This window comes from Clostridium nigeriense (assembly GCF_900086595.1).
In the GTDB taxonomy this organism is placed as follows: Bacteria; Bacillota; Clostridia; order Clostridiales; family Clostridiaceae; genus Clostridium; species Clostridium nigeriense.
Genome location: NZ_LT575472.1, coordinates 760431 through 780206 on the forward strand (window position 1 = coordinate 760431; position 19776 = coordinate 780206).

A 19776-nucleotide genomic window follows, 5' to 3' on the forward strand; every position below is an offset into this window, starting at 1 on the left:
TTTTTATTATTATTTTAAGGGGGAATTAAATTATGAACAGTTTTGCTGATTTCTTAGACAAGAAATTATCAACGCCAATGGCAAAACTTGCAGAGCAACGTCATTTACGTGCTGTGCGTGACGGTATTATAGCTACATTACCATTAATTATCGTTGGGTCAATTTTCTTAATAATTGCAAACCCACCAGTACCAGAAACTTGGGGGATTTATAAAACCCTAAAAGCTAATGCTAATACTATAGTTTTACCTTTCAGAATGACAATGTATATTATGACCATTTATGCTTGTTGGGGTATAGGCTATAGCTTAGCAAGGTCCTATAAGCTAGATGGAGTTACAGGAGGAACATTATCAGCAGCAGCGTTTTTCTTAACTCTTGTTCCAAAGAGTGTAGGTGCTTTAACTCCAGAACTTATGGAAATTATTAATGGAAACCCAGACTTATTAAAATGGTATCAAGGAATACCTCAAGGTTTCCAAATGCCTATGGCAAACATGGGCGGAGGCGGAATGTTCGTTGGTATTATAGTATCAATACTAGCAGTTGAAATATTTAGATTTACTAATAAGAGTGGATTTAAAATTTCAATGCCTGAACAAGTTCCAGCATCAGTTGCAAGAAGTTTTGAAGCTTTAACACCAGCAGCAATTATAGTTTTATTAATAGGCTCAATAACTTACTATGCAAAATTTGATTGGCATGGATTTGTTGGAAAATTAGTAACACCTTTAGTATCAGCAACAGATACACTACCTAGTGTATGGATATTAGTAATTTTAGTTACATTCTTCTGGTCTTTTGGTATTCATGGAGTATCAATAGTTGGATCAATTGCAAGGCCATTATGGTTAGTATTATTAGAGCAAAACTCTAGTGCAGCAGCTGCTGGAGAAGCATTAAAGGCAACTGCAGCAGAACCTTTCTTCCAATGGTTTATTTGGATTGGCGGTTCAGGATGTACTATAGGTTTAGTTATAGCATTAGCACTATTTGCTAAATCAAGTTATGGTAAGCAATTAGGACGAGTTGCTTTAGTACCAGGTATATTTAATATTAATGAGCCAATTATATTTGGTGCTCCTATAGTATTAAATCCTACATTAATAATACCATTTATAATAACTCCACTAGTAACAGGAACATTAGCATGGTTTGCTACAACCTTAGGACTAGTATCAAGGGTTATATTAACAGCGCCTTGGACATTACCAGGACCAATTGGAGCTTATATGGCTACAGGTGGAGACTGGAAAGCTGCTGTACTAAATATAGTTTGTATATTAATATCAGTAGCAATTTACTATCCGTTTGTTAAGATTTATGATAAGAAGTTGTTAGATGAAGAGCAAGGAGAAGCTTTAGCTGATACCTTAGTTGGAAGCGGTAGCAAAAATTTATAAGAAATTAATTAAAAAAGTGGTGAAGTAATTCACCACTTTATTTAAAATAAGAGGTGATTTCATGGGAAAGTTAGGAATATCAATATATCCGGAAAAAACAACTGAAAAAGAAATTTATAATTACATAGATATGGCAAGTAATCATGGTTTTAGTAGAATATTCTCCTGTTTACTTTCTGTAAATGATACAAGAGAAAATATAAAAAATGATTTTAAGAAGATTAATACTTACGCTAAGGAAAAAGGCTTTGAAATTATAGTTGATGTAAGTCCTAGAGTTTTTAATGACTTAGGAATTAATTATAAGGATTTAAGTTTTTTTAAGGAAATTGGGGCAGATGGATTAAGGTTAGATATGGGCTTTACAGGTTCAGAAGAAGCTTTAATGACTTATAATGATGAAAATCTTAAAATTGAAATTAATATGAGTAATAATACTAGTTATATAGATACAATAATGGATTATATGCCAAATAAGAATAATCTTATAGCATGTCATAATTTTTATCCACATAGATATAGTGGATTAAATTTCGAGCATTTTATGAAATGCACAGAAAGATTTAATAAATATGGACTTAGGACTGCAGCTTTTATAACAAGTCAAAATAAAGATACTTTTGGTCCATGGCCAGTTACTGATGGATTGCCAACTTTAGAGCTTCATAGAAATTTACCTATTGAAGTACAAGCTAAGCATTTAATAGCTTTGAATAATATAGATGATATAATAATTTCTAATTGCTATCCTAGTGAAGAGGAAATGAAAAAGTTAGGTTCCATGAGAAAAGATATGGTTACATTTGATTTATACCTTGAAGAGAATGTTCCTGAAATAGAACAAAAGATATTATTTGAAGAAAAGCACTTTAATAGAGGAGATTTCTCTGATAATTTAATCAGATCTACCCAAAGTAGAGTAAAGTATAAAGGACATGACTTTAAGTTATTTAATGCTCCTGAAATAATAAAAAGAGGCGATGTAGTAATAGAAAGTAGTGAATATGGACATTATGCTGGTGAATTGCAAATTGCTTTAAGTGATATGAAAAATAGCGGGAAGTCAAATGTTGTAGGACATATAAAGGAAGAGGAAATATTTATATTAGATTATATTAGACCGTGGCAAAAGTTCAATTTTAACTTAATTAAATAAGGAGGAGTATATGTACTTTTTAGGTGTTGATGGTGGAGGTACTAAAACTTGTTTTACATTGATAGATAAGAATGGAAATCTAATAAGTAAGGTTATTAAAGGACCATCTCATCCTACCCAAATAGGATTTGAAAACTTAGAAAAGCTCTTAAGGGAAGGATTAGAAGAAACAATAATTAAAGGTAACATTTCTAAAGAAGATATAAAAAGAGTACATTTAGGACTTGCTGGTTATGGAATTGTGCAAGAAATTGCAGATAAGATAGCAGAAGTAGTAAAGCACGTATTTAATGAAGTTAATTATTCTTTAAGTAGTGATGTAAGAGTGGCAGTAGCAGGAGCTTTAGCAGGAGAAGATGGGATTAATATTGTAGCTGGAACTGGATCTATAGCCTTAGCATTAAAGGATGATGAAATAATAAGATGTGGGGGATGGGGATATACGGTAGGAGATGAAGCTTCAGCTTATTGGATAGGAAAGAAAACTATAGCCTTATTTAGTAAGGAAAGTGATGGACGTGTAGAAAAAGGAGCTCTTTATGAAATTTTAAAATCTCATTTAGCTCTAAATAAGGATGCAGAAATAATTTCTTATGTAAATGATAAAATAAAAGGGGATAGAGGAGAGATAGCAAGCTTAGCTAGATTATGTTCAGAAGCTGCAAACTTAGGAGACGAGGGAGCAATGACTATATTTAATGAGGCTGCTGGTGAACTTTATGAAATGATAAAAACCTTATTAAGAAATTATGGTAGAGAAAAGGTTAAAGTGTCTTATACAGGTGGGGTATTTAAAAGTGGAGAATTGATTTTACATCCACTAAAAAGTATGCTAAGTGGATTTAATGTTGAATTAGTAGAACCAGTATTATCACCAGATCTTGGAGCATGTTTACTTGCTTATAAGGAATATGAAGATGTGGTTAGTGAAGAATTTTTTAATAATTTGATTTCAATTTTATAGTTGTTGAAAATAAAAAGCAGTAGGTAAGTTTAATTATATAAAACTAACTACTGTTTTTTATATAAAATATACATTTGAATAATATGATATTTCTATAAATATGCTTATTATCTAATAATATTTAAATATCATATATTAAACTAATATTTTAATACTAGCAGCAACTATAAAAAATATTCCCATAATTGAAATTGTAATTCCAATTAACTTAGTGCCATTGACTCCTTCTTTTTTAGCTAAATCTTTTGATATTTTTACGTGACTTAATCCACTAAATAGCTGTGTTAATCCAAGCATTAAAGTTATATAGTTAATGTTTAATTTATTAATAAAATAAAATGGTATAGAAATAATGCAAAGTACACCAAATATAATTGTTAGAATAGAAAATTTATTTAGATTCATTTTTTACCACCCTTATTAATTAAAAACTAATTAATTTTATCTAGTTTATCAAAAAATAGAGAAATTTCACCACATTTTGGGCAGACAGCAGTCTTTATCTTTCCTTTAGTATCTGAAGATAAAAGGCTATTACCTTTGCCTAATACTACTGATGCAGTAGCAGTTATATTTACTGTCTTCAACATATAACCTTCAACCATAAATTCATCGCATCTTAAACATTTTCTCATAATATCCTCCATTTAAATATGAATAACTTTAATTCATACTATTGATTGTCATTCTTTTCAAATACTAAATCAAAGGTTTTAGCCTCAACATATAAATACTTAAAACCCATATATACCACTCCAATATTTTATTTTTCAAACAGATAATATAATACTATTGTTTATTAAACTTCTTTTTTTCCTAAATCCTATAAAAATAAGGATTACCCTTATTATAATCAATAGAATTGATAAATTATGTATAAAATTACGAAGTTATTTTTTCATAAGAAGTTCTTCTTTATAATTCATATCATCATAAAGACTTTTTAATTCTTCAATAATACTACTGTCAATATTCTCATATACAAATTTAATTGTATCTGGATTACTATATTCACTATACTTATAAACGTAAATTTGATTTTTAGAAACTCCTATGGAGTATATATAATTCTTTTCCTTTTCAATGTTGTCTATTAATGAAATTTGAAAATCTGGCTTAATTTCCTTATTATTACTTTCGATACAAGTTATTGTCTGTAATGTTTTTATAATATTTTGTATATCATACTCATCTGTAACCATTTTACTTCTTCCTAACTCTTTTTCTTTACTGGTAACAGTAAAGTTTGAAAATTCAATTCTTTTAGTTGAGCTTATTGGAATATCATTAAATGGACTTATACTTTTTACATTTTCTGATTTCGTACAGCTAATTAATGATAAGATAAGGAAAAAGATTGTAATAGTTAAAATATATTTTTTCATAAAAATATTACCACCTCGCAAAATAATACAATTGTTTATAAAATTATTATAGTGTGCGCTCTATAACAAGATCATAAGGTATTGGATGTCCATCGATATTATAAAATTTAATTTCACCACTATTTTCTGAAATTATTACTGCAAAAGGTTTAGTGCTTTCGATTAATATTTCTTCCGATATTTCAGGTAAACCTCCACCTAAACGAAAGAAATATCCAAATGATAAACCAGGTTTATTTTGATATATAGAGAAAGTAAAGTTGCTTAGATCTTCTGAATAAAAAAGTAAAGCCCCAAATTCAATGCATACTTAAATACTATCATAGATAAATTATAATATTTTTAAATATTGTGTAGAACACTATAATCATCGGATGGTGATTAATTATGAAAAAGTTATCATTTAGCATATAAACTGATTTTTATTTTTGTAACATAAAAAGTTATAAATAATGAATAGTGCTGCAGTAACACAACCAATAGATAATAATAAAAACATAAAAATCCTCCTAATTTTAGGTAGTTAAATTTTTAAATATTCTTAGAATATTCCTCGAAATTTTCTTTAAATATTATTTTTAATAACTCATATGGTACTTGTTGATTATTAAAAATTTGTAGCATACCTTTAGGTGTTAGTTTATATTCTAGCAATTCTTCTTTGTAAAAATTAATGTTCTTTGACTCAATATTAATATGATCTTTAAATGGAATAATGCGAACAAAATTATTATCTACATAAAATGAAGGTAATTTAGCCCAGAATTTTTCATTGATAGTTTGAGTAGTGCTTTCACAGATAATTCTATATAAAAGATTAAATCTTTGTTTTGTTTCTTCATCAAAATTTTCTAAATAATTATATATATCCTCTTTCATTTTTAAACTCCCATTTCTAGAAAAAAACATTAGTTTAATTATACCATTATTAACTATATTTACCATGAAAATTTGTTAATTATAAAGAAAAAAGCATTATATTCTTTTTTCTACATAGTCCAAATTTCTTTGATTTCATCTGAAATTACACAAATTGGGTCCATATGAATTACAAGATGGATATTAGGATCTTGAGATGCTTCAATTATGTTTTTTATTTTATTCATTTGTAAGATTATTGAATAATTTTTGGAATATTGTAGAAAAATAAAAAAAAGATATTGAAATGTAATTGTTTTTAGTATATTATATAAATGTAAACACGAGTTCACTAAATGTTTTATATTATATAAAGTATTTATGAATTATAGGTTATGGTATTTGTAAAGTAATATGAAAGTTGTTTATTATACAGGTGGAAGACAGTTAAACTTATATAAATAAGCAATAAAAGATAAAATTTTATTTAAAGAACAGATTTATTTTTTTACAACAAATAAACGCGCGTTTAAGAATAGTTCATATATTATAAGAAGATAACTTGTAAGACATTTATTAAAAGGAGAGATGTTATGGAAAAAATTAACTTAGGAATAGATATAGGAGGAACATTCATTAAGTATGCATTAGTGGATACACAATATAACATTAAAGAGAAGTGGAAAATTGAAACTATTAAATGCGATACTGCAGCAGAATTTTATGATTACATATGTTCAAATATAAAACTAATTGATGAAATTGATGTAATCGGGATAAGTGCACCAGGGCTTATTGATGAAAATTCCAATGTTAAATCATATGCTGCTCCTAAGGTAGCCATTATGTATGGTACAAATATAAACGATGAAATCAAGAAAAGAACACATAAAAAAGTGGCATCAATTAATGATGCAAAATCAGCAGGATTATGTGAATTTAAAATAGGAAATGCAAAAGGAAGCAAATCTTCAGCATTTTTAATCATAGGAACAGGAACTGGTGGATGCATATGTGATGAAAATGGAGTTGTATATGGAAAAGATGCATTTGCAGGAGAATTTCATAATATGCCTTTTGTAAACGATAAGATAGGTGGTCTTGATAAGATGGGCGATTATGCATCGATAACGGGGCTAATAAATGTATATAACAGCAAAGCTGACATAGATGAGCAGGTTCAGTATGGATATGAAGTATGCAAGAAGTACATAGCTGGAAACAAAATAGCTAAATTATCAGTAGATGAGTGGATAAGAAACATAGTAGCTCAATTAATAGTAATTACAGTTTTCTATAATCCAGAAGTTATATGCATAGGTGGAGGAATATCAGAAGAAGACTGGTTTATCAAAAAATTAAGGGAACAGTATCAGAAGACCTGCATTGAATATTTTGAAGCAGATTTTATTACTACTAAAATTGATAGATGCAAGTACAATAATGATGCCAACATATTAGGGGCAATTATAAATGCTTCTATAAAAAGATAGAATGTTTTGTTTCAAGAAGAAATAGTTTAAAAATAAATTTATAGATAGGTTAATATTAAATAGTTAATTTACATTAATATAGAGGAGTAGATATAGTGATATACGAAAAGTTAGACAAATTCAAAGACGATTTCCTATGGGGATCAGCATCAGCAGCATATCAAGTTGAAGGCGCATGGGACAAAGATGGGAAGGGAGAAAGTATATGGGATGTGTACACAAGGAGGCCTGGAACAACTTTTAAAAATACAAATGGTAATGTTGCAGTAGATCATTACAACAGATATAAAGAAGATGTAGCTTTAATGGCTGAAATGGGATTAAAAGCTTACAGATTTTCAATTGCATGGACACGTATATATCCTAACGGAAGAGGAGAGATAAATGAAGAAGGCTTAAAATTCTATGAAAATTTAATAGATGAACTTATAGCAAATGATATTAAACCAATAATTACATTATATCACTGGGATTTACCTCAACATCTTCAAGATTTATACGGTGGATGGGAATCAAGAGAAATAATTAATGATTTTAATGAATATTGTGTAACATTATTCAAGAGATTTGGAGATAAAGTTAAGCACTGGGTATCATTAAATGAACAAAATATATTCTTAACATTAGGTTATTTAACAGCTATGCATCCACCAGGCGTTAAAGATCAAAAAAGAATGCTTAATGCAAATCATATTGCAAACTTAGCTAATGCTACAGTAATTGAGTCATTTAAAACTTACGTACCAGATGGTATGATTGGGCCAAGTTTTGCATATGGACCTGTTTATCCATTCAGCTGCAATCCAGGAGATGTTTTATCAGCAGAAAATGCAGATGATTTAAACTGCAACTGGTGGCTTGATGTTTACTGTAAAGGAAGATATCCAGCATTTGCATTTAAATATTATGAAAGACTTGGAGTAGCACCTACTATTGAAGAGGGTGATATTGAATTATTAGAAAGAGCAAAACCAGATTTTATAGGTATAAATTATTACCAAACAAGTACAGTTGCAATGAATCCGCTTGATGGAGTGGGAGCATCTGAAGGTATGAATAATACAGGTAAAAAGGGAACTACTAAAGAAAGTGGACTACCTGGAGTTTATAAAAACTCAAAGAATCCACATTTGGAAACAACAAACTGGGACTGGGCAATCGATCCTACAGGTTTAAGAATTGGATTAAGAAGATTAGCAAGTAGATATAATCTTCCTATACTTATTACAGAAAATGGACTTGGAGAATTTGATAAGATTGAAGAAAATGATGTTGTAAACGATAGTTATAGAATTAAGTATCTAAGCTCGCATGTTAAGGCTTGTAAAGAAGCAATAACAGACGGTGTTTATCTTTTAGGCTACTGCACTTGGTCATTTACAGATTTATTAAGCTGGTTAAATGGATATCAGAAACGTTACGGATTCGTATATGTGGATAGAGATGAAAATGATGAAAAAGATTTAAAGAGAATTAAAAAGAACAGTTTCTATTGGTACAAGAATGTTATCAGTACCAATGGAGAAGAATTATAAATTTAGCTCATAATCAATTAATATAAATTAGAAAAATTTAAGGAGTGATAAATCATGAAAAAAATATTATTAGTATGTTCAGCAGGAATGTCTACAAGTTTACTTGTAAATAAAATGAAAGAAGCAGCAAAGGCAAAAGGAATTGAAGTATGGATAGATGCTCTTCCAGTAGCAGAATGCAGTACCGCTATTGATGGGGTAGACATAGTTCTTTTAGGACCTCAAGTACGTTTTCAAAAAACAATTGTTGAAAAGCTTGTAGATGGCAGAATACCAGTGGAAGTAATCGACATGAGATTATATGGAACTATGAATGGAAAAGCAATTTTAGAAGATGCACTAAGCAAAATTAATTAAGAAATAGGGGGAAATACAATGAGTTTTATGGAAAGATTTCAAGGAGCTATTGAAAAAATATTAGTACCTATAGCTTCAAAGTTAAATGCACAGAGACATGTGTGCGCAGTAAGAGATGCCTTTATATTATCATTCCCATTAACTATGGCAGGTTCTTTAGTGGTATTACTTAATAATGTTTTCTTATCAGCAGATGGATTTATGTTTAAATTATTACAGTTTGATAAAATATTTCCTAATATAGTTAAATTCCAGACTGTATTCGCTCCAGTTGTTAAAGGTTCAGCTGATATTTTCTCAATACTAATAGTATTTTTAATAGCAAGAAACCTTGCAAAGTCACTTAAGGGTGATGATTTATTGACAGGATTAACAGCAATTTCTGTTTACTTTATAATATATCCGGATTATTTTAATAATGAAGGCGTAAATTATATTACAACTCAATATACGGGAGCTCAGGGATTATTCGTAGCAATTTTAGTTGCTTTATTAGTTGGTGAATTAATGTCTAGATTATCAAAGTCTGATAAATTAGAAATTAAAATGCCGGAACAAGTACCACCAGCAGTTGCAAGATCATTCAAAGTATTAATACCAATTATTATTACAACTATATTATTCGCAGTTATTAACTACTTTGTTAAGATGGTTGCGCCAGGTGGATTACATGAATTAATATACAACATAATCCAAACTCCATTAACTAAAATGAGTCAAAGCATATTCTCAGTAATTATATTAGCATTCTTATCTCAATCACTTTGGGTTATGGGGATACATGGACCAAATACTATAGCAGCAATAAGAGATACTATGTTTGCAGAAGCAGGTAATGCAAACCTATTACACGTTGCTAGTCAAGGGACTGCATGGGGGGCTCCTTATCCAATAACATACAGTGGTCTAGCTAGTGCTTTCTCTGAATATGGAGGTTCAGGATGTACATTAGGTTTAATTATAGCTATGTTAATATTCTGTAAAACAAAGGAAACAAGAAGTATAGCTAAACTTTCTTTAGCACCAGGAATATTTAATATAAATGAAATGGTTATATTTGGATTACCAATAGTTTTAAATCCAATTTATATAATTCCATTTATATTAGCACCAGTTGTAAACATAATGATTGGTTATGTAGCAGTAATGGTTCTTAAAATTATGCCACCGGTAGTAATTGGTATTCCTTGGACAACTCCAGGACCATTAATGCCGTTCTTAGGGACAGGTGGAAATATCACAGCATTAATTGTAGGATTCATATGTCTTGCAGTGAGTGTATTAATATATGCACCTTTTGTAATAGCAGCAAATAAAGCAGAAATGGTTGAAGAAGAATCACAAAGTGGAATCAAATTAGAAGAAGAAATAGCAAAATAAATCTAAAAATATTACTGCAGATGTAGTATGTTAAAGAATTGTAGTGAATCAATATAATGAACTAAACAATCGCAAAATTTAAGGATTTAGAATAGGAGATTTAGAAATGGATGGAATTGAATTAATAGCTTTTGATATAATTAGTAATGTTGGAATGGCAAAATCATTAGCTATTGAGGCGTTAAGAAATGTCAGAGAAGGAAAGTATGATGAAGCAGAAAAGAAGATGAATGAATCATCTGAATATCTTGTAAAAGGACATCATGCACATACTTCATTGATACAAAAAGAAGCAGCTGGAGAAAAGGTTGAATTCTCATTAATAATAATGCATGCAGAAGATCAAATGATGGCTGCTGAGACAATTAAATCATTAATTGAAGAAATGATAGAAATATTCAAGCAGTTAAATGATAAATAATTTAAAAAGTAAAAAGTAAAAAGTAAAAGGAAACTAAATAAGTATATTTATAAAGATACCTATATATTAAATGCAAAAAAGTACTTAGTATATAGGTATTTCGTTATGTTCGTAAATAATAAAATATTGAAAAACTAAAGCAAATAATATAGTATTATACTATAAACACGAGTTCAAGGCTGAAAGGAGGATAAGTTTTTATGAATAGCAGTGAAATTGCAAAACTTGCAGGAGTATCACGTAGTACTGTATCTAGAGTTATAAATAATTATTCAAATGTTCCAAAAGAAACAAGAGAAAAAGTCTTAAGGATAATTAAAGAATATGATTATGTACCACATGCTTCAGCAAGAATGCTTGCTGGAAGTAAAAACAGGGTTATTGGTTTATTTATTATAGATTTGATACACAAAGAAGAGGGTCTTAAAAATAGAATTACCAAAAGTCCATATTATTTAGAATTCACTAGTTCAGTGATAGAAACCGCCAGTGAAATGGAATATACAGTTCTTGTTCATATAATACATACTGTTGAAGGTTACGAGAAAATCAAAGCGTGTTTTTATAACAAGACTATTTCTGGGGGGATTTTTATAGGACAGAATGATGATGATGAATCCATAAAAGCAATAATTGACAGAGGGTATAAGGTTGTATTAGTTGATCAGTCAATTAAACCTGATGATGTTACATACAATAAGTGTATGATAGTAAATGCTGACAATTACAATGGTGCCTATACTGCTACAAAATATCTTATAGATATGAATCATAGAAAAATAGCACATATTACAGGCGGCACAGATAAATTTTCATCAAATGACAGAATTAGAGGATATAAAAAAGCATTGGAAGATTCGGGGATAAAAGTAGATAGAAATTTAATAATAAATAGTGAATTTATTGAAAATGCTGGATATGATGCTACTAAGAAATTATTTAGTAGAAACATTAAGTTTACGGCTATTTTCGCTAGTAATGACAAAATAGCATTTGGTGCAATCAAGGCTATAAAAGAAGAAGGGTTCAAAGTTCCAGAGGATATTTCTGTTATAGGATTTGATGATATTGAGTCATCAAAATATTTTAATCCACCACTTACTTCAATAAAAATGGCGTTAGTAGAAATGGCGGATATAGCAACAAAATCGATTATTACATCAATAGAAAATGATATGAAATTTTCAGCTAATTATGTAATACCAGTCACTTTGGTTGAAAGAAAAAGCTGTAAATTTTTGGAGTGATCGAAAAATAATTAAGTAAGATATAAGTTGATAATAGGAAAAAGAATAGGAAGTTGCATTTCTTCTTTATTCAAAAGTTAAATAAGGAACATTACAAGCATTAATTTAATACGAAAAAATCAAGCAAAGTAAATATAATATAAAGAGGTGTACTCTATTAGGCAGATAGTTTCGTTATAAACTTTATTTTCTCTATTTACCTTTGTAATATAAGTGCAATTAATCCTTACTAATGAGGTCATAATCTATAGTAATAATACAATTATATTCAGCATGTTATTTTCTAATTTCGTTTTTAATTCTCCATTTTCTATATCATTATTTGTTTTATTTATTATAGTATTAGTTGATTAAAAACAAAAAAGCACTCTATTTCTTTTAATAATAGAAGTGCTTTTTTATATTAGTTTAAAATCCATACATATAAACACTTTTGTTTTTCGCCAATTTTATACATTTCATTGTAGATTGGCAAATCTACTATTTCTTTAAGTTTGGCACCTATTTTTTCGCAAGTTTTTCTTGATGGATAGTTATCAGGATTACAAGTTATTATAAGTTTATTCATTCCATGAGCTATTGCTATGGCTTTTATAATTTTACATGCCTTTGCTGCATAATTGCTACCCCTATAATTCTCTTCAATAGTATAACCTATATTACCACCATAATAAGTGCCTTCATTGTATCCTATTCTAATATCAATATTTCCTATAGTTTCATTTAAACCATGAAGAGTAATTTTATATTTATAAGTAGGTACATAATCCTTTGCTTCATTATATGGTATTTTTTCTTCAAGTTTTAAATCGATTTCACCATTAGTTAAGTAATCAAAATTTTTAAATTCAAACATTAAGATACCTCCTTTATAGTTAAGAGGAGTAGATTAGTTTGACTGGGAGCAAATAAGAGGTCGCAATCACTTTAATAACTCCGATAAAAGAGGAGTTATTTCCTTTAGTTTTATAATGGGCAAATAAAATATTTTTCTGACTTGGAGCGAATGCGACGGAAGATAAAATATTTATTTGCCCATTAATTATTCCATGAAGTCGTAATCTACTGTAATTACGCAATTATATTGTGGGTGCTCTGAATGAATTGCTTCTTTAATATTTTCAAGCATTTTTTCTTTTTCTTTTTTGTGTCCTGATATTGAAGGAGATACCACTATATCAAATATAAGATTTTTCACATTACCTTCGCCAACTATTCTAAAATCATGCATTGATTTTATTTCAGGATATTTTCTTAAAACCGTTTCTACATAGTTCCAAGTTTCTTTAATTTCATCTGTAATTACACAAATCGGATCCATATGAATTACTAAATGTATGTTTAAATCCTTAGAAACTTCTCTTTCTGCCATATCTATAACATTATGAATTTCCATTATATCTTTATCTGATGGTATTTCAGCATGTAGTGAAGCTATTATTCTTCCTGGGCCATAATTATGAACTATAAGGTCATGAACTCCTGAAATAAGAGGATAAGATAATACTTTTTCGCATATTTCATTTACGAGCTCAGGATCCGGTGCTTCACCAAGTAATGGATTAAGAGTTTCTTTAACTAACCCAAAACCTGCATATAAAATTGCTAAGGCAACAAATACACCAATATATCCATCTATAGGGAAAGTTGTAAACTTAGCTATTAAAAATGAAATAACAACAGTACTAGAAGTAAAGACATCACCTAAAGCATCTGTTGCAGCAGCTTTTAAGGCAGAAGAGTTAATTTTATTTCCTATAAATTTATTAAAGGAAGATAACCAAAACTTAAAACCAATAGAAACTAATAAAAGTATAAAAGGTACAACTTCAAATGTTACTGCTGTAGGATTTAAAATTCTTTCAATAGAAGATTTAATAAATTGAACTCCAACAAGCATAACTAAAAAGGCAACTAAAAGTGCCGATAAATATTCTATTCTTCCATGGCCAAAAGGATGCTCTGCATCAGCAGGCTTACTTGCCATTTTAAATCCAAGTATAGTAATTATAGAAGAACCTGCATCTGATAAGTTATTAAAGGCATCAGCAGATATTGCAATGGAGCCAACTAACATACCAACAAAGAATTTAATTAAGAATAAAATAAAATTAATTATTATTCCAACAACTCCACCTAAAGTACCATACTTATTACGAACTTTAGGATCTTTAGTGTTTTCAGAGTTTTTAATAAAAGTTTTAACTAAGAATTTTGATATCATTAAATCACTCCTATCCAGTTTAGTATTTCTAAATTTACTTTATTTAAATATTTATTAAATATAATTATTATAAGAAGTCTTATTTGAGTTCCCAAAATATTAATATCTAGTTATATATAGTATCATAAATTTATTATATACTAAAGTTTAGTAGTTTCAATTATAACAAAATTGAAAAGATAGGGAAGTATCATCAAATTGGTGAAATATTATTAAAAGTAATTACGTTAATATATATGAAAGCTAAATTATTTTATAGGAGGAGAATTATGGTTGACAATGAAAATTTCATAGACTATTTGAAGAAAAGAGATATTGAAGCTTTAGATTATGTTATCGATAATTATTCAAAAAGAATTTTTAATGTAGCATATAGTGTACTAAAAAATAGTGAGCTAAGTGAAGAATGCTTAAATGATGTACTACTTAAAATATGGGATAATGTAAAATATTTTAATAGAGAAAAAGAAAAATTTTATCCGTGGATAATAGCAATAACTAAAAATACAGCAATAGATATTTATAGAAAAGAAATTAAACACTCTAGTAAATTGAATATTGAAGATATAGATTTATATGAAGAATATTCTTTTGATAAAAGACTAGAAAATAAGGCTAAGTTAAAAGATGTTACTAAAGAAATTAAAGGTATGAATAATATAGATAAAGAAATATTTTTAAGAAAATTTTATTTGGATCAACCTAGTAAAATAATAAGTGAAAAAATGGGGTTAACAGATAAATTTATAAACTTAAGAATTTTTAGAGGAAGAAAAAAATTACAAAATAAATTTAATATAGGGGAGTGAGTATATGAATCCAAGAGAACTTTTAGAGAACATAGATGATTTAGAAATATATACTAATGATAGTGAAACAGGAAAGATTGAGATGCCAGATATAGTAAAGGAAAGGGTTAGAAAAAAAGTAAAATCAACACTTCGTCATAGAAAAGCTAAAAAGATAAAAATAGCTGCATCAATAATGATTGGAATTTTTTCACTTGCAGTAATAAGCACCCCTGTAATAGCTAAGAATAATTCTATTTTAGCGGAGTTATATAAAAAAGTAGGGATTTTTGATGATTTTGAGGATTATAAAAAGTTTATTGGAATGGCTAAAGAAGAAAATGGTTTTAAGGTTACGATAGAGGAAATGCTAGTAACACCAAATACAATGATTGTTGCAGTAAAAATACAGAGTCCTACTCCTTTTTTAAAAGAGAGAAATGATCATTTAGATGTCAGTGTTAACGGGCCTAAGTTAGGAATGACTTCGGGGTCTGGATTTACTTCAACACAATATATAGATGATTATAATTGTATAATTATAAGTGAAGCAGATAGTATTGAAGGTTTGTTTCCAAAGAAAAGTAATATATCTATAAATGTAAAAAAACTTAATAAAGACCTTAAGGAAGAATTTAATATTGCATTTGATATAAATGCAGATTTCACCTCAGCCTTTAATGATGTTAAAAAACTTGAAATCAATCAGTTATTAGGAGATGTAAATATAAAATCAATTACATCCTCAATTATAGAAACAAACTTATTTGTGAAAGGTAAAGATTTAGATGGTTATAGTTTAAATAATGCTTTTATGATAAAAGTTGATGGTAGATATCATTATGGAACAAGTACGTTTTTATCGGAAAATGATGCGATGATAGAGTTTAAAACCTTAAAATATTCAGATATAAATGAAGCAGAAAATGTAAGTGTTATATATACCGGTATAACAGAAGAAGGGCTTAAAAACACTCAATTCGAAAAGGATATTATTTTGGAGAATGAAAAGGGAATAACTTATCCAAAAGAAATAGTTACAAATTCAAATAATAAGTATAAAATTAGTAAGGTTGAAAGAGATTTAGGTAAAGTAAAGCTTTATATTGAAGGAGATGTTCTGCCTATAGAGTTGTTTACTAATCTTAATTTATTAGCTACTAAATCAGAATTAGATAGCAGTTTATGGTATGGAACAATGTATGAAGAAGATAGTAATAACTATATAATTGAATTTAATAATATAAATTATGAAGGGGATTTACAAGTATATTACAATAGTTTTTGGAAAGAAAAAAATATTGAGGATTTTAAGGAAATAAAAATAAAATAATATTTTATTAATATGTAAATTAAGCCATGTATCTATAAATAATGAGAACATGGCTTTTAAAATTAGTAGTGAGATATTATTATATAGTCTGAGAAGATTAAAACGAAGTATAACTGATGTTTTACAGCTTACTTAAACTACAAGGGGTATAAATTAAAATGATTAATTGAAATCAATTTAAATGGAATTTATGGTATAATAGACTTATTGAAGTTATTAATTATTTTTGATATAAGTTGCTAAAATAATGTTTATAAGTAAATATTAATAATATTAAGTATAAATAAAAAACATAATACTTATTATGACTTATATAAAAATAATATTCAGGAGGGAAACTATGGAAAAAGAATTAGCGTTAGATTTAATTGACTTTTTATATAAAAGTCCAACAGCATATCATTCAGTTAAGACTATAAAAGAAAGATTAGGTTTGAATGGTTTTAGTGAAGTAAAAGAAAGTGAAAAGTGGAACTTACAAAAAGAAGGTAAGTATTATGTTATAAAAAATGATTCAGCTCTGATTGCTTTTACAATAGGGAATGGAGATGTTGAGGAAGATGGATTTAAATTAATTGGAGCTCATACAGATTCTCCAGGTTTTAGAATTAAAGCAAATCCAGAAATGGTTTCAGAAGGAAAGTACATAAAACTTAATACTGAAGTTTATGGAGGACCAATTCTTTATACTTGGTTTGATAGACCATTAGGAATAGCAGGAAAAGTTACACTAAAGGGAAAATCTCCTTTAAAGCCAGAAGTTAAGCTTGTAAATATTAATAAGCCACTTCTTATAATTCCAAGTGTAGCAATTCATATGAATAGAAGTGTAAATGAAGGATTTAATATAAACAAACAAAAAGATACATTACCTTTATTAAGCTTAATAAATGATAAGTTTGAAAAGGATGGATATCTAGTAAAGATTTTAGCGGAAGAATTAAATGTAGAAACTAAAGATATTCTAGGTTTTGATTTAGGTCTATATGAAGTTGAAAAAGGAGCTATTATAGGGATAAATGAAGAGTTTATTTCAGCTGGAAGATTAGACGATATGTGGATGGTATATGCAGGCGTTCAAGCTCTAATTGAAAGTAAGGCAAACAAATCAACAAAGGTTATGGTTTGTATGGATAATGAAGAAATAGGAAGTTTAACTCCTCAAGGAGCTAATTCAGCTTTATTATTAAATATATTAGAGAGAATAACTTTAGCATTAGGAAAAGATAGAGAAGGACTTTATAGAGCTTTATCAAATTCATTAATGATTTCTGCAGATTTAGCTCATGCTGTACATCCAAATGCAGAAGAAAAACATGATCCAACAAATAGACCAGTGTTAGGTAATGGGCCAGTATTAAAAACAGCTGCATCTGGAAGTTATAGCACAGATAGCTATAATGCTGCAATTTTTGAAGGACTTTGTAAAGAAGCTGGAGTTCCATATCAAAAATTCTTTAATAGATCAGATGTTAGAGGGGGAACAACTATAGGTCCAATAACATCCTCATTATTAACTATCCCAGTTATGGATATGGGAGCGCCTTTACTTTCAATGCATTCTATTAGGGAACTTGCAACAGTAAAAGATAATATGTATAGCATAAAATTATTTACTGAATTCTATAATTTATAATATGAAATGATATTTCAAAGATTAATATAGTAATACAGTACAAATAACTATTAAAAATATATAGACACTTAAAAAATTATGAAAGTAGTTTTATAAGAGAAAGCTGTATTTAAAAAGTAAATATTGCAATAACTCTACATAATACATTTTAAATTATTCTTTAAGGGAGCTGTTTTAAACAGCTCCTTTTTGATATTTGTTTCCAAAGAGTTAAAAGGTTTACTGAAATGTAATTTAAAAATAAAAGAAATGATATTGAAATGATATTTCATATATGGTAATATAAGATTGTAGATGGGATGAAATAGTTTACTTGTTAGGAGGGACTTAAATGAATAAAATAAATTTAGAAAAATTAACGACGGAAAGTAGAAATAAAAACACTGTAAATATAGACAAAGTTTCAACTTTGGAAATGGTAAAACTAATAAATGATGAAGATAAAAAAGTTGCAGAAGCAGTTGAAATAGAATTACCTAAGATTGCAGAAGCGATAGATGGAATAGTAGAAAGAATACACAAGGGCGGAAGATTAATCTATATAGGGGCTGGTACTTCAGGAAGGCTAGGTATATTAGATGCATCAGAATGTCCTCCAACTTATGGGGTTTCAGAAGAATTAGTTCAAGGAATAATTGCTGGAGGAAAAGAAGCAATATTTAGAGCTAAAGAAGGAGCAGAAGACTCAAAAGAATTAGCAGTAGAAGACTTAAAAAATAAATCATTAAGCAAAAATGATATTGTTGTTGGTTTAGCTGCATCAGGTAGAACACCATATGTGATAGGTGGATTAGAATATGCAAATAGAATAGGAGCCTTAACAGTTTCAATAACCTGCAATGCTGATTCAGAAGTATCAAAGGCAGCTAAGATTTCAATAGCACCAGTTGTTGGAGCAGAGGTTATAACAGGATCAACAAGGTTAAAATCTGGTACAGCACAAAAGCTAGTTTTAAATATGTTATCCACAGGAACTATGATTAAATTAGGTAAGGTTTATGGGAACTTAATGATAGATGTAAGAGCCACTAATGAAAAGTTAGTTGAAAGAGCAAAAAAAATAGTTTGTGAAGCAACTGGAGTAACTAGAGAAGAAGCAGAAAAATTATTAAATAAAACTGATTTTGATGTTAAATTATCAATATTTATGATTCTTTCAAAATTAGAAAAAGAAGAAGCAAAGAGACTATTAAATGAAAGCAAAGGATATATTGCTGAAGCATTAAAAATCATTAACTAAAATAATAAAAAACGGAGGATGAAACTATGAATAATGCAGAAATTGCTAGAAATTTAGTAGAATTAGTTGGTGGAAAAGAAAATATCTTATCTGTAGCGAATTGTATGACTCGCTGCAGATTAGAGTTAAAGGATTACTCTAAAGTAGATATGGAGAGAATTAAAAAGTCTGAAGGTGCTTTAGGAGTAGTAAAGGCTGAAGGACAACTTCAAGTAATATATGGACCTGGAAAAGTAAATAAAGTTACTACAGAAGTAAGTAAAATAGTTGGAAAGCAAGTTTTAGTAGGTGATGATGCAGTGAAAGATTCTTAGGAATTGGAGAAGCATTAATATATGGTATAACACTACCTCTTG

The 19776-nt window shown here is 28.5% G+C and carries 20 protein-coding genes; 14 read left to right on the forward strand and 6 right to left on the reverse strand.

Going from position 1 to position 19776, the window contains the following annotated elements:
* Window positions 1–32 precede the first annotated feature (32 nt).
* The 3 genes from BN6774_RS03980 (at window position 33) to BN6774_RS03990 (ending at window position 3523) form a co-directional block, all read left to right on the forward strand.
* A complete protein-coding gene (locus BN6774_RS03980) occupies window positions 33–1403 on the forward strand; it encodes a PTS sugar transporter subunit IIC (RefSeq protein ID WP_066890262.1) in 1371 nt (456 codons plus the stop codon).
* Window positions 1404–1464: 61 nt separating this feature from the next.
* Window positions 1465–2559, forward strand: a complete 1095-nt coding sequence (locus BN6774_RS03985; protein ID WP_066890264.1) for a DUF871 domain-containing protein — start codon at window positions 1465–1467, stop codon at window positions 2557–2559.
* 10 nt (window positions 2560–2569) lie between these two features.
* Complete coding sequence (locus tag BN6774_RS03990) at window positions 2570–3523, forward strand: N-acetylglucosamine kinase (protein WP_066890266.1); 954 nt, start codon at window positions 2570–2572, stop codon at window positions 3521–3523.
* 135 nt (window positions 3524–3658) lie between these two features.
* Here the strand turns inward: BN6774_RS03990 and BN6774_RS03995 are convergent, their stop codons facing one another.
* From BN6774_RS03995 to BN6774_RS04010, 4 genes are all read right to left on the reverse strand, one after another.
* Window positions 3659–3928, reverse strand: a complete 270-nt coding sequence (locus BN6774_RS03995) for a hypothetical protein (RefSeq protein WP_066890268.1) — start codon at window positions 3926–3928, stop codon at window positions 3659–3661.
* Between the two features lie 26 nt (window positions 3929–3954).
* A complete protein-coding gene (locus BN6774_RS04000) occupies window positions 3955–4158 on the reverse strand; it encodes a hypothetical protein (protein ID WP_066890270.1) in 204 nt (67 codons plus the stop codon).
* A 255-nt stretch (window positions 4159–4413) separates the two neighbouring features.
* On the reverse strand, window positions 4414–4908 hold the full coding sequence (locus BN6774_RS04005; RefSeq protein ID WP_066890272.1) for a hypothetical protein: 495 nt from the start codon (window positions 4906–4908) through the stop codon (window positions 4414–4416).
* Between the two features lie 531 nt (window positions 4909–5439).
* A complete protein-coding gene (locus BN6774_RS04010) occupies window positions 5440–5787 on the reverse strand; it encodes a hypothetical protein (RefSeq protein WP_066890274.1) in 348 nt (115 codons plus the stop codon).
* A gap of 572 nt (window positions 5788–6359) precedes the next feature.
* Here BN6774_RS04010 and BN6774_RS04015 point away from each other — a divergent pair.
* The 6 genes from BN6774_RS04015 to BN6774_RS04040 all read left to right on the forward strand — a co-directional run bounded on the left by BN6774_RS04015 (window position 6360) and on the right by BN6774_RS04040 (window position 12199).
* Entirely contained in the window at window positions 6360–7259 is a 900-nt protein-coding gene (locus tag BN6774_RS04015; RefSeq protein WP_066890276.1) for an ROK family protein, read from the forward strand.
* Between the two features lie 95 nt (window positions 7260–7354).
* Window positions 7355–8794: a glycoside hydrolase family 1 protein gene (locus BN6774_RS04020; protein WP_066890278.1), complete on the forward strand. Its 1440-nt coding sequence runs from the start codon at window positions 7355–7357 to the stop codon at window positions 8792–8794.
* A gap of 54 nt (window positions 8795–8848) precedes the next feature.
* A complete protein-coding gene (locus BN6774_RS04025) occupies window positions 8849–9151 on the forward strand; it encodes a PTS sugar transporter subunit IIB (RefSeq protein WP_066890280.1) in 303 nt (100 codons plus the stop codon).
* An 18-nt stretch (window positions 9152–9169) separates the two neighbouring features.
* Window positions 9170–10531 carry a PTS sugar transporter subunit IIC gene (locus tag BN6774_RS04030; RefSeq protein WP_066890281.1) on the forward strand — a complete coding sequence of 454 codons (1362 nt, stop codon included), beginning with the start codon at window positions 9170–9172 and terminating at the stop codon, window positions 10529–10531.
* Between the two features lie 106 nt (window positions 10532–10637).
* A complete protein-coding gene (locus BN6774_RS04035; protein WP_066890282.1) occupies window positions 10638–10952 on the forward strand; it encodes a PTS sugar transporter subunit IIA in 315 nt (104 codons plus the stop codon).
* A 200-nt stretch (window positions 10953–11152) separates the two neighbouring features.
* The gene (locus tag BN6774_RS04040) at window positions 11153–12199 is read left to right on the forward strand and encodes a LacI family DNA-binding transcriptional regulator (protein WP_066890283.1); all 1047 of its coding nucleotides are present in this window, start codon (window positions 11153–11155) and stop codon (window positions 12197–12199) included.
* 403 nt (window positions 12200–12602) lie between these two features.
* On the opposite strand, the gene BN6774_RS04045 is transcribed toward BN6774_RS04040, so the two are convergent.
* Entirely contained in the window at window positions 12603–13055 is a 453-nt protein-coding gene (locus BN6774_RS04045; protein ID WP_066890287.1) for a GNAT family N-acetyltransferase, read from the reverse strand.
* Window positions 13056–13241: 186 nt separating this feature from the next.
* Window positions 13242–14423 (reverse strand): cation diffusion facilitator family transporter, encoded by a 1182-nt coding sequence (locus BN6774_RS04050; RefSeq protein ID WP_066890289.1) that lies wholly within the window; start codon window positions 14421–14423, stop codon window positions 13242–13244.
* A 269-nt stretch (window positions 14424–14692) separates the two neighbouring features.
* On the opposite strand from BN6774_RS04050, the gene BN6774_RS04055 reads away from it, so the two are divergent.
* The 5 genes from BN6774_RS04055 to BN6774_RS18805 all read left to right on the forward strand — a co-directional run bounded on the left by BN6774_RS04055 (window position 14693) and on the right by BN6774_RS18805 (window position 19734).
* Window positions 14693–15232 (forward strand): sigma-70 family RNA polymerase sigma factor, encoded by a 540-nt coding sequence (locus BN6774_RS04055; protein WP_084766862.1) that lies wholly within the window; start codon window positions 14693–14695, stop codon window positions 15230–15232.
* A 4-nt stretch (window positions 15233–15236) separates the two neighbouring features.
* Entirely contained in the window at window positions 15237–16544 is a 1308-nt protein-coding gene (locus BN6774_RS04060; RefSeq protein ID WP_066890290.1) for a DUF4179 domain-containing protein, read from the forward strand.
* Window positions 16545–16884: 340 nt separating this feature from the next.
* Window positions 16885–18180: a M18 family aminopeptidase gene (locus BN6774_RS04065; RefSeq protein ID WP_066890291.1), complete on the forward strand. Its 1296-nt coding sequence runs from the start codon at window positions 16885–16887 to the stop codon at window positions 18178–18180.
* A 331-nt stretch (window positions 18181–18511) separates the two neighbouring features.
* Entirely contained in the window at window positions 18512–19420 is a 909-nt protein-coding gene (gene murQ / locus BN6774_RS04070; protein WP_066890292.1) for an N-acetylmuramic acid 6-phosphate etherase, read from the forward strand.
* A 26-nt stretch (window positions 19421–19446) separates the two neighbouring features.
* Complete coding sequence (locus BN6774_RS18805; protein ID WP_066890294.1) at window positions 19447–19734, forward strand: PTS sugar transporter subunit IIB; 288 nt, start codon at window positions 19447–19449, stop codon at window positions 19732–19734.
* Window positions 19735–19776: the final 42 nt, after the last annotated feature.